The organism is Roseateles flavus (assembly GCF_039872765.1).
Lineage (GTDB): Bacteria > Pseudomonadota > Gammaproteobacteria > Burkholderiales > Burkholderiaceae_C > Roseateles_B > Roseateles_B flavus.
This window is the reverse complement of record NZ_JBDPZC010000009.1, coordinates 19,225-29,726: the sequence shown is the minus strand read 5'-3', so window position 1 is coordinate 29,726 and position 10,502 is coordinate 19,225. Positions and strand designations below refer to the sequence as shown.

Sequence of the window (10,502 nt, the reverse complement as noted above, 5' to 3'; positions counted from 1 at the left end):
AAGGAGCGCGCATGAACTTTGCGCAGGAGAACAACAGTTCGTCTCGGCTGACGGGCTTCGGTGTCGTGGTGCTGATCCACGTGCTGATGGCCTATGCCTTGGCGAGCGGGTTGGCGAAGAAGGTGGTCCAGGCCATCGCGCCAATCGAGACCAAGGTCATTGAAGAGGTGAAGAAGCCGCCGCCTCCCGTCGAGAAGGTGGTTCCGCCGCCTCCTGACATGAAGGCTCCGCCGCCCCCGTTCATTCCGCCTCCTGAAGTCCAGGTGACGGCACCGGCCCCGGCCCCGACGATCTCGACCCAGTCGCAGACGCCCCCGCCCAAGACCGATGTGCACCCGGCTCCGCCGCCCGCCCCGGTCGCCGCTCCGGCTCCTGCGCCTCGCGTGGGCCCCAAGACGGCAGCCATGGTCTGCACCAAGATGGGCAAGCCGGAAGTGCCGTCCGTGAACTGGTCGGGCCGTGCCGAGTTCAAGGCCACCGCGACCGTCAAGGCCGGCCGCGTGGTCAGCGTCGAACTGGCCGTGATCCGTGGCGCCAGCGACCGCAAGGCGCAACGCGCCATGCAGAACGCCATCTCCCAGGCACTGGCAGATACCTACGAGTGCCCCGGCGATCACGTGTTCGAACAGGACTTCGTGTTCAACATCGAATGACGAACGCGGGTCATGCGCCCGGTTCTCGACACAAGAGGGGCTGGCACCTGGCCCCGATTTCTCAACTGAATATCAGTTTTCTTTGCGTAGGAGTTGACTCCATGATCTCTCGTATCTCCGCCATGATCGCGGCAATCGCAGTTGCTGCGACCCTGGCCGTGTCGCCGATGGTTGCCCGCGCCCAGGACCAGAAGCCTGCCGAGCAAACCGCAGCTCCTGCTGAAACCGCCGCTCCTGCTCCTGCCGCCGCTCCCGTGACTGAGAAGTCCACCGAGAACCCCTACAGCCTGGGCAACATCGTCGCCCACGGCAACGTGGTGGACCAGATGGTCCTGGCCATCCTGGCCGTGATGTCCATGGGTTCCTGGTACATCCTCTTCACCAAGCTGTGGGACACCACCAAGCTGGCGAAGGAAGCCAAGGAAGCCCGCGCCACCTTCTTCAAGAAGGCCAGCCTGCAAGACGGCATCAAGACCCTGAGCGAAACCGGCGCCATGCGCTACATCGCCCAGAGCGCCGTGGAAGCCTCTGATCACCACGAAGGTGCCCTGACCGAGAACATCGATCACAACACCTGGGTGACCATGAACGTCGACCGCGCTGTTGGCGAAGTCAACACCCGTCTGCAAGGCGGCCTGGGCTTCCTGGCCACCGTGGGCTCGACCTCTCCCTTCATCGGCCTGTTCGGTACCGTGTGGGGCATTCTGCAAGCCCTGACCCAGATCGGCGTGGCTGGCCAGGCTTCGATCGACAAGGTCGCCGGCCCCGTGGGCGCCGCACTGATCATGACCGCCATCGGTCTGGCCGTCGCTGTGCCTGCTGTGCTGGGCTACAACTGGCTGGTGAACCGCAACAAGGCCGTGATGGCCCAAGTGCGCGCCTTCGCTGCCGACCTGCATGGCGTCCTGATGGGCAGCCGTCAAGTCAAGCGCTAATCCAATTCATCCCGGAGTTCCATCATGGGAATGAACGTCGGATCCTCTTCCGGCGATGATGAAGTTGTCTCGACCATCAACACCACGCCCCTCGTGGACGTGATGTTGGTGCTCTTGATCATCTTTCTGATCACCGTTCCGGTGGTGACGCAATCGGTCAATCTTTCCTTGCCCAAGGAAACGAACCTGGTCCGCGTCACCAAGCCGGAGAATATCGAGATTGCGATCACCAAGGATGGCGACATCTACTGGGCGACCGCCAACGTGCCCGACACGGACGCGCTGTTTGATCGCCTGAAGAAGGTGGCCGTGCTGAATCCTCAGCCTGAGGTGCACATCCGTGGCGACGAAAAAGCGCGCTACGAGTCCGTCGGCAAGGTGATCTACACCTGCCAGCGTGCCGGCATCCTGAAGATCAGCTTCATCACCGAGCCGCCTGCGCGCGGTGGTTGAGGCAGGAGCACAGCATGGGAATGAATGTTGGTAGTTCGTCCGGTGGGGACGAAGCCGATGTGATGATGGATGTCAACACCACGCCTCTGATTGACGTGATGTTGGTGCTGCTGGTGATGCTGATCATCACCATCCCTATCCAGTTGCACTCGGTGAACATGAACATGCCGAACGGCGCACCGCCTCCGACCGAGGTGAAGGAGCCGGTGGTTGTCGAGATCTTCATCGACTTCGACGGCACGGTGCTGTGGAACAACGAGCAGGTCGACAAGAACCAGCTGGAGGCCCGATTGATCGAAGCCGCCAAGCCGGGTCCCGACCAGCCCGAAGTCCATATCAAGCCGAACAAGCTGGTGGACTATGGCCGCGTAGCCATGGTGCTGGCAGCCGCTCAACGCCTCGGTGTGACCAAGATGGGCATCGTCGGCAACGAGCAGTTCGTCAAGTAAAACTTGCGTAGACTTCATGGACGCGCTGTCCGCAAGGGCCGCGCGTCTTTTCACGTCAGGAGATGAAACAATGAAAATCAAGGCACTGGCCACGGCCGCCGTCGGCGCCATGGCACTGGTTCTGGGTGCCGGCCCCCAGGGAGAGATCGGTTTCTCGCAAGCGAGCGCGCAGTCCGAGGGTGTTCGTCCTGAGATCGGCAAGCACCTGAAGGATGCGGGCGCGCTGATCAAGGCCGGCAAGTACAAGGAAGCGCTGGCCAAGGTGAAGGATGCCGAAGGCGTCGCTGGCCGCACCGCCAATGAAAACTACCAGCTGGAATACATGCGCGTGGCTGCCGCCTCGGGCGCCTCGGACACCGATTCCATGGTCAAGGGCTTCGAAGCCCTGAAGGCCAGCGGCAAGCTCGGCGCCCAGGATCAGCTGCGCATGATCGAATCGATCGCCGGCACCTACCTGCGCAACCGCGACCATGCCAAGGCACTGACCTGGGCCCAGCGCTACTTCAAGGAAGGCGGCAACAGTGCCACGATGAAGGAAGTGCTGTCGCAGGCGCAGTACCTGTCTGGCGACATGGCCTCCATCATCAAGGAGACCAGCGAGGAAGTCGCAGCGGACGAAAAGGCCGGCCGCACGCCTTCGCAGAACAAGCTGAACCTGCTGCTGAACGCCGCCATGAAGGCCAAGGACAGCAACACCGAGGCCTCGGCCCTGGAAAAGCTGCTGACCTACTATCCCCGCAAGGAGCTGTGGGCTGACGTCCTGAGCCGTGTGCAGCAGAAGCCCAGCTTCTCCGACCGCTTCTCCCTGGACATCTACCGCCTGAAGCTGGCCACCGGCAACTTCAAGGATGCCACCGACTATATGGAGTCCGCGCAGCTGGCCGTGCAGGCCGGTTTCCCCGACGAAGGCAAGCTGATCGTCGACAAGGGCTTCGCCGCCGGCGTGCTGGGTCAAGGCGCCGACGGTGCGCGTCACAAGCGTCTGCAGGACCTGATCGTCAAGAAGGTGGCCGAGGCCAAGGCGGCGGCCGCGACGGCCGAGAAGGACGCGCAGGACGCCAAGGACGGCAACGCCCTGGTGACCCTGGGCCTGGCCTATGCCTTCCGTGGCGAAGCTGCCAAGGGTGCCAAGCTGGTCGAGCAGGGCATCGCCAAGGGGGGCCTGAAGCGCCCCGAGGACGCCAAGCTGTATCAGGGCCTGGCCTACTTCCAGGGTGGCGAAATGAGCAAGGCGCAAGCCGCCTGGCGCTCTGTGAAGGGCACGGACGGCGTGCAGGACATGGCGCGTCTGTGGAGCGTCTACGCTCGCAGCGCCAAGCGCTGATCCCAGGGCATTGACCCCTAAGACAAAGCGGCCCCTTGGGGCCGCTTTTTTTTGTCCGCCTGAGGCGCTCCGAGGGGCGAGATCAGGGCCGGTGTGGCCGGCGGCGCCTGTCGTGCGCCGGCCGCCGGCCGCGGCCCTGCGGCTCAGCGCGGAGCGAGACGGATGGCGCCGTCCAGGCGAATCACCTCGCCGTTGAGCATGTCATTGGTGATGATCTGGTGAACCAGCTTGGCATAGTCTTCCGGGCGGCCCAGGCGCGAGGGGAAGGGCACGCTGGCGGCCAGGGCGTCCTGCACTTCCTGGGGCATGCCGAAGAGCATGGGCGTGCCGAAGATGCCGGGGGCGATGGTCATGTTGCGGATGCCGTTTCGGGCCAGGTCGCGAGCGATGGGCAGGGTCATGCCGACCACGCCGCCCTTGGAGGCCGCATAGGCCGCCTGGCCGATCTGGCCGTCATAGGCGGCCACCGAGGCGGTGGAGATCATCACGCCGCGCTCGCCGGTGGCTTCCGGCTCGTTCTTGCACATGGCTTCCGAGGCCAGGCGGATCATGTTGAAGCTGCCCACCAGGTTCACGTTGATGACCTTCTGGAACAGGGACAGGGCATGGGCGCCGTCCTTGCCGACCGTCTTGGCGGCCGGGGCGATGCCGGCGCAGTTCACCAGACCCATCAGCTTGCCCAGGCTCAGGGCCTTGGCCACGATGGCCTGGGCGTCAGCTTCCTGGCTCACATCGGCCTTCACGAAGGCGCCGCCCAGCTCGGCGGCCAGCGCCTCGCCCTTCTCGACGTTCAGATCGGCGATGACGACCTTGCCGCCTTCACGGGCCAGCATGCGGGCCGTGCCTTCGCCCAGGCCGGAAGCGCCGCCGGTGACGATGAAAACCTTGTTTGCGATGTCCATGCTTGTTGTCTCCTGAACAACTGACGTTAACGTAAACGTCAATTCTCCCGCAAAAGAAAAGCCGCTGAACAGCGGCTTGCGGGGATTTTTGTGAGCCGGATCAGGCCGACAGCGCGGCCATGGCGCGGGCGGTGATCTCGTCCACCGTGCCCATGCCCTCGATGCGGCGGTACTTGGGGGCCTGGGCGTCACCCTGGGCGGCCCAGCTGGAGTAGTAGTCCACCAGAGGGCGGGTCTGGGCCGAGTAGACCTCCAGGCGCTTCTTGACGGTCTCTTCCTTGTCGTCGTCGCGCTGGATCAGCTCTTCGCCGGTGGCGTCATCCTTGCCGTCGACCTTGGGCGGGTTGAACTTGACGTGGTAGGTGCGGCCGGAGGCCACATGCACGCGGCGGCCGCTCATGCGCTCGATGATGGCCTCGAAGGGCACGTCGATCTCCAGCACGTAGTCCAGCTTCACGCCGGCGGCCTTCATGGCGTCGGCCTGCGGAATGGTGCGGGGGAAGCCGTCAAAGAGGAAGCCCTTGGCGCAATCCGGCTGGGCGATGCGTTCCTTGACGAGGCCGATGATGATGTCGTCACTGACCAGTCCGCCGGCGTCCATGACCTTCTTGGCAGCCAGGCCCATCTCGGTGCCAGCCTTGATGGCGGCGCGCAGCATGTCCCCGGTGGAGATCTGGGGAATGCCGAATTTCTGGCAGATGAAGGCGGCTTGGGTGCCTTTGCCAGCGCCAGGGGCGCCGAGAAGAATCAGTCGCATGGGGGTCCTCAATACTCAAGGGGGCGCACCTGCCCGGTGCTCCGTCAAACTGCCGGGGAGAATATCACGCGCCAGCCTTCGCCTGGCTGACGGGGTCCGGGCTGATCATGCGGTGTAACCCGAGGTTTCCGGCAAGTCTGGCTTGCCATTTGACAGGGGCGCTGGTTCAGGCGGCGCTCACCAGGCGCCGGACCCGGTCCAGATCCTCGGGAGTGTCCACCCCCGGGCCAGGCCGGGTGTCGCTGACATGCACCGCAATGCGCTCGCCGTGCCACAGCACCCGCAGCTGCTCCAGGGCTTCGATCTGCTCCAGGGGGCTCTGCACCAGCTGAGGGAAGCGGCGGAGGAAGCCGGCCCGGTAGCCGTACAGGCCCACGTGCCGCAACACCGCGCCGGGATGTGGCTGTGCGCTGCCTGCCGGGGCGTCACGCCACCAGGGTATGGGGGCGCGCGAGAAGTAGAGCGCATGCCCTGCCGCATCGCAGACCAGCTTCACCACATTGGGATTGGCGAACTCCTCGGCGCTGTCGATGCCATGTGCCACGGTGCTCATGGCGCAGTGGGGGCGGCTCAGCAGCAGCTCGGCGCAGGCGCGGATCATGGCGGGGTCGATCAGGGGCTCGTCGCCCTGCACATTGAGCACGACGGCGTCGTCAGCCAGGCCCAGCTGTTCCACGGCCTCCGCCAGGCGGTCGCTGCCGCTGGGGTGGTCCGTGCGCGTGAGCAGGGCGCGAATGCCGTGGGCCTCGCAGGCCGCGAGCACTTCGGGCGCATCGGTCGCCACCACCACCTGGGCCGCGCCTGCAAGGGCGGCCCGCTGCGCCACCCGCACGATCATGGGCAGGCCGGCGATGTCCGCCAGCGGCTTGTTGGGTAGGCGCGTGGAGGCCAGGCGGGCGGGGATGACGATGTGGAAGCTCATGCCGGGTCTGCGGCCTGCGGCTTGTCGGCAGGCGGCGCGTCCAGGGCGCGGGCCTCGTTCTCCAGCATCACCGGGATGCCGTCACGGATGGGGAAGGCCAGGCGGTCGGCATGGCAGACCAGCTCGCGCCGGCTGTCCTCTCGCAGGTGTTCCAGGGGGCCCTTGCAGATCGGGCAGACCAGCATTTCCAGCAGTCGCGTGTCCATGTTCAGCGGAGCAGGGCCTGCACGCGGTCGCGCAGGGCCTGCTCGAAAGCAAATTCGGGCCTGAAGTCTAGCGCCACCACCCACACCCGGGTTTGACCCGCACGGGAGGGAGGGAGCTTGACGGCGTCCTTTTCCGTCAGCAGCAGCTCGGGGCAGTCGGCGGGCCAGGGCAGCTCGGCGAAGTCGTGGTGATCCGGCAGTGGCAGGAGGCGGATGTCCAGCCCCTGGGCGCGCAGCATGTCGAAGAAGGCCTGAGGGCGTGCCAGGCCGGCTACCGCCAGCACCGGACGGCCCTTCAAGGCCTGCAGCGCCTCTGGGCTGGCCGGCCTGCCCTGCCACCAGTCTTCCAGCCGAACGGCACCGGCCAGGCGGCGCGTACCCACATAGCCGGGCAGGGACGTGCTGGCCCGGCCGCCGCTGTACAGCAGCAGGGTGTCGTCCCGGCTGCCCGGCGGCGCCGGAAGCGGGCCGGCCTGGCGCAGCGGACCGGCCGGGAGCAGGCGGCCGTTGCCCAGGCCGCGGTCGTCGATCACCACGATGCTCAGCTGCCGGGGCAGGCGCCAGTGCTGCAGGCCGTCGTCGGCGACGATGAGCTGCAGGTCGGGGTGGGCCGCCAGCAAGGCCTGGGCGGCGGCGATGCGGTCACGCCCCACGGCCACCGGGCGGCGGCTGCGCAGGTGGATCAGCAGGGGTTCGTCCCCCACGTCGCCCGCCTTGCTGTCGGCCTGGACCAGCAGCGTCCGGCTGTCGTCATGCCGGCCATAGCCGCGGGAGACCACGCCCGCGCGCCAGCCCTGACGCTCAAGAAGGTCCAGCAGGGCCAGCGTGGCCGGTGTCTTGCCCGCGCCGCCGACGATCCAGTTGCCGACGACGATGACGGGACGAGGCAGCGGCACGCTCTTCTTCAGGCCGGCACGGTAGGCCCAGACGCGCAGGCGCAGCAGGGCCGCGTGAAGGGCGCCCAAGGGGCGCAGGGCCTGCGCCAGCGCGTCATTGCTCGCCCAGGCGCGCTGCAGACGGTCCTGCCAGCTCATGACGAGCCCGGCGCGCTGGGGAGGTTCATGGGGCCATCAAGGGCTGCCGGGGCCCTGGGCGGCAAAGGTCAGGCGGGCCAGGCCCACCCGCCGGGCGGCGTCCATCACGTTCATCACCGACTGGTGGGCCGCGGCGGCATCGGCCGACACGGTGACCGTGGTCTCGGGATCGATGCCCTCGCTGCCCTGCGCCGCCTGCGCCAGGGCAGCGGCCAGCATCTCCACCGAGCGGCCTTCCACCACCTGGCGGTTGACGGCGTAGCGGCCATCGGCGGAGACGGCCACGATGATCTCCTTGGGCCGGTCCTTCAGCTGGTCGGCGCTGGCCGTGGGCAGGGTGATCTGCAGCTCGGTGAACTTCGAGTAGCTGGTGGACAGCATCAGGAAGATCAGGATCACCAGCAGCACATCGATGAAGGGGATCAGGTTGATCTCGGGCTCTTCGCCCTGACGCTGGCGGAATTTCATCGCGAGCCGCCCTGAGAGAGGCGCATCAGGTGACTCAGCAGCGCGTCACAGGACTCCTCCATCTCCAGCACATAGGCCTCGATGCGACCGCGGAAGTAGCGGTAGAACATCAGCGCGGGGATGGCGATGATCAGGCCGAAGGCCGTGTTGTACAGCGCGATGGAGATGCCGTGCGCCAGCTGGGCCGGGTTGTTGCCGCTGGGGCCCTGGCTGCCGAAGATCTCGATCATGCCCACGACGGTACCCAGCAGGCCCAGCAGCGGCGCCGCCGTGGCGATGGTGCCCAGGGTGTTGAGGTAGCGCTCCAGCTGGTGGATGGCGCCGCGGCCGGCCAGCTCGAAGGTCAGGCGCAGCTTGGATTCCGGGATCCGGGGCTCCAGCACATTGGCGCGCAGGCCGGTGGCCAGCACCTGGCCCAGCAGGGAGCTCTCGGCCAGCTTGTTGACGACGTCAGCCGGCGGGATCTGCTGCTGGGTGACGGCGATCACTTCCTCGACCAGCTTGGGCGGGGCGATGCGCTGCGGGCGCAGGCTGGCCAGGCGCTCGATGATCAGGGCCATGGCGATGATGGAACACAGAAGCAAGGGCCAGATCGGCCAGCCAGCGGCTTGTATGATCGAAAACAAAGGCTACCCCTCGACGGTTTCGCAGGTCTGCAGCTGCGAGGCTGCGCGCGGGATTATGGCGCGAAGCCACCCCGCCCGGACCCAGGTTTGCAAGTAGACGTGAGTCCTTCGCACAGCAGGGCCCGCGTGGCAGCGGGGCCGGACCGGGGGCGCCAAGTCATCCACCGAGCCTGTGGATAACTTTGTGGGCAAGCTGTCACCCGAGGTCGGCAGGGCCCGTCAAATCGAGGTTTGGCTCAGATTGCCGCAATTTTGGGCAGGAAAAAGGTCTTGAAAAACAAGCGTTTATGTGTCTGTGACGCAGACATGACAGGGCGAATGGTCCGCAAAGCCTTGATTGGCGCGGCTGTGGAGTTCTGGACCCGCATGGATACTGGGCTGGCGCATGGATGAGGGCTTCAAACCCGCATCGGCACGGCTCACCTGGACGGTGGGCGGCCTCGTGCGGGCCATCGCCGACAGCCTCGCCAGCCGCTTCGCCAGTGTCACCGTGGAGGGCGAGCTGTCGGGCTTCACCCGCGCCGCCAGCGGCCACTGCTACTTCAGCCTCAAGGATGCCGACGGCGGCAATGCGCTGCTGCGCTGCGCGCTGTTCCGCCGCACGGCAGCCATGCTGGACTTCCAGCCGGCCGACGGCCAGCGGGTGCAGATCCGCGGCCGCGTCGCCCTCTACGAGCCGCGTGGTGACCTGCAGTTCGTGGCCGAGGCCATGCGCCGGGCAGGGGCGGGAGCCTTGTATGAGCAGTTCCTGCGGCTCAAGGCCCGCCTCGAAGGCGAGGGCCTGTTCGACGCCGATCGCAAGCGGGAGCTGCCGGCCTATCCGCGGCGCATCGGCGTGATCACCTCGACTGCTGGCGCCGCCCTGCATGACGTGCTGACCGCCCTGGCGCGGCGGGCACCGCAGGTGGAAGTCTTCGTCTACCCCAGCCTGGTCCAAGGGGCCGACGCGCCGTCCAGCGTGATGGCGGCCCTGGCCCAGGCCAATGCCCGGCGGGACGCCGAGCTGCTGATCCTGTGCCGCGGCGGGGGCTCCCTGGAGGACCTCTGGGCCTTCAACGACGAGCGCCTGGTGCGGGCCATCGTGGCCAGCGAGCTGCCGGTCATTGCGGGCATCGGCCATGAGACGGACATCACCCTGGCCGATCTGGCCGCCGACCTGCGAGCGCCCACACCGACCGCCGCGGCCGAGCTCGCGGCACCCTCGCGCCAGGAGTGCCTGGGGCAGCTGGCGCACCTGGAGCAGGTGCTGCAGCGCCGTGTCCGGCGGGAGCTGGACACAGCGGCCCAGCGCCTGGACCGCGTCGCCCTGAGGCTGGCACGCCCCGCCGAGGGCCTGGCCCGCCAGCGCCGCCGGGTGGCCCTGCTGGCGCAGCGATGGGGTCAGGTCTTGCCTCGCTGGGAGGGCCTGCAGTCGCAGCGCCTCGCCCACCTGGCCCAGCGCCATCGCTTGGCCGCGCCCCAGCTGCTGCGCAATGGGCAGCAGCGGCTGGACGGCCTGGCGGCTCGCCTGGCGGCGCTGGATCCCAAGCAGGTGCTGGCCCGCGGCTATGCCTGGCTGGACGACGGCCAGGGCAGGGCGCTCAGCTCCATCGGCCAGCTGGAGGCCGGCCAGCAGCTGCGGGCCGTGCTGGCGGACGGCGAGGCGGCGCTGCAGGTGCTGTCCCTGAAGAGGAGCGGCGATGGCAGCGGACCGCCCCCGCCTGTCAAGCGCCGTCGCAAAGCCACCAAAGACTGAGGCAGATCAAAGCGCCTGGATTGCCGAGGGTCTTGCAG

At 67.1% G+C, this 10,502-nt stretch carries 13 protein-coding genes; 6 read left to right on the top strand and 7 right to left on the bottom strand.

The window, feature by feature from the left end:
• Nucleotides 1-11 precede the first annotated feature (11 nt).
• The 5 genes from ABDJ40_RS18035 (at nucleotide 12) to ABDJ40_RS18015 (ending at nucleotide 3,814) form a co-directional block, all read left to right on the top strand.
• Nucleotides 12-653 carry an ABC transporter substrate-binding protein gene (locus ABDJ40_RS18035; RefSeq protein ID WP_269633273.1) on the top strand — a complete coding sequence of 214 codons (642 nt, stop codon included), beginning with the start codon at nucleotides 12-14 and terminating at the stop codon, nucleotides 651-653.
• A gap of 254 nt (nucleotides 654-907) precedes the next feature.
• Nucleotides 908-1,588 carry a MotA/TolQ/ExbB proton channel family protein gene (locus ABDJ40_RS18030; RefSeq protein ID WP_332108760.1) on the top strand — a complete coding sequence of 227 codons (681 nt, stop codon included), beginning with the start codon at nucleotides 908-910 and terminating at the stop codon, nucleotides 1,586-1,588.
• A gap of 24 nt (nucleotides 1,589-1,612) precedes the next feature.
• Nucleotides 1,613-2,041 carry an ExbD/TolR family protein gene (locus tag ABDJ40_RS18025; RefSeq protein WP_269633276.1) on the top strand — a complete coding sequence of 143 codons (429 nt, stop codon included), beginning with the start codon at nucleotides 1,613-1,615 and terminating at the stop codon, nucleotides 2,039-2,041.
• 14 nt (nucleotides 2,042-2,055) lie between these two features.
• Nucleotides 2,056-2,490, top strand: coding sequence for an ExbD/TolR family protein (locus ABDJ40_RS18020; protein WP_269633277.1), 435 nt, complete (start codon nucleotides 2,056-2,058; stop codon nucleotides 2,488-2,490).
• Between the two features lie 70 nt (nucleotides 2,491-2,560).
• A complete protein-coding gene (locus ABDJ40_RS18015) occupies nucleotides 2,561-3,814 on the top strand; it encodes a hypothetical protein (RefSeq protein WP_347611749.1) in 1,254 nt (417 codons plus the stop codon).
• A 143-nt stretch (nucleotides 3,815-3,957) separates the two neighbouring features.
• Here the strand turns inward: ABDJ40_RS18015 and ABDJ40_RS18010 are convergent, their stop codons facing one another.
• The 7 genes from ABDJ40_RS18010 to ABDJ40_RS17980 all read right to left on the bottom strand — a co-directional run bounded on the left by ABDJ40_RS18010 (nucleotide 3,958) and on the right by ABDJ40_RS17980 (nucleotide 8,729).
• Nucleotides 3,958-4,716: a 3-hydroxyacyl-CoA dehydrogenase gene (locus ABDJ40_RS18010; RefSeq protein WP_269633279.1), complete on the bottom strand. Its 759-nt coding sequence runs from the start codon at nucleotides 4,714-4,716 to the stop codon at nucleotides 3,958-3,960.
• A gap of 100 nt (nucleotides 4,717-4,816) precedes the next feature.
• Nucleotides 4,817-5,473, bottom strand: coding sequence for an adenylate kinase (gene adk / locus ABDJ40_RS18005; protein ID WP_269633280.1), 657 nt, complete (start codon nucleotides 5,471-5,473; stop codon nucleotides 4,817-4,819).
• 166 nt (nucleotides 5,474-5,639) lie between these two features.
• Nucleotides 5,640-6,395 carry a 3-deoxy-manno-octulosonate cytidylyltransferase gene (kdsB, locus tag ABDJ40_RS18000; protein WP_347611748.1) on the bottom strand — a complete coding sequence of 252 codons (756 nt, stop codon included), beginning with the start codon at nucleotides 6,393-6,395 and terminating at the stop codon, nucleotides 5,640-5,642.
• The gene (locus ABDJ40_RS17995; RefSeq protein ID WP_269633282.1) at nucleotides 6,392-6,601 is read right to left on the bottom strand and encodes a Trm112 family protein; all 210 of its coding nucleotides are present in this window, start codon (nucleotides 6,599-6,601) and stop codon (nucleotides 6,392-6,394) included. Before ABDJ40_RS17995 ends, kdsB begins: the two co-directional genes overlap by 4 nt.
• A 2-nt stretch (nucleotides 6,602-6,603) precedes the next feature.
• Nucleotides 6,604-7,635, bottom strand: coding sequence for a tetraacyldisaccharide 4'-kinase (gene lpxK / locus ABDJ40_RS17990; protein WP_347611746.1), 1,032 nt, complete (start codon nucleotides 7,633-7,635; stop codon nucleotides 6,604-6,606).
• Between the two features lie 36 nt (nucleotides 7,636-7,671).
• The gene (locus tag ABDJ40_RS17985) at nucleotides 7,672-8,103 is read right to left on the bottom strand and encodes an ExbD/TolR family protein (RefSeq protein ID WP_347611745.1); all 432 of its coding nucleotides are present in this window, start codon (nucleotides 8,101-8,103) and stop codon (nucleotides 7,672-7,674) included.
• Nucleotides 8,100-8,729 carry a MotA/TolQ/ExbB proton channel family protein gene (locus tag ABDJ40_RS17980; protein WP_269633287.1) on the bottom strand — a complete coding sequence of 210 codons (630 nt, stop codon included), beginning with the start codon at nucleotides 8,727-8,729 and terminating at the stop codon, nucleotides 8,100-8,102. Before ABDJ40_RS17980 ends, ABDJ40_RS17985 begins: the two co-directional genes overlap by 4 nt.
• A gap of 385 nt (nucleotides 8,730-9,114) precedes the next feature.
• Between ABDJ40_RS17980 and xseA the strand changes: the two genes are divergently transcribed.
• Entirely contained in the window at nucleotides 9,115-10,464 is a 1,350-nt protein-coding gene (xseA, locus tag ABDJ40_RS17975) for an exodeoxyribonuclease VII large subunit (protein WP_347611743.1), read from the top strand.
• Nucleotides 10,465-10,502: the final 38 nt, after the last annotated feature.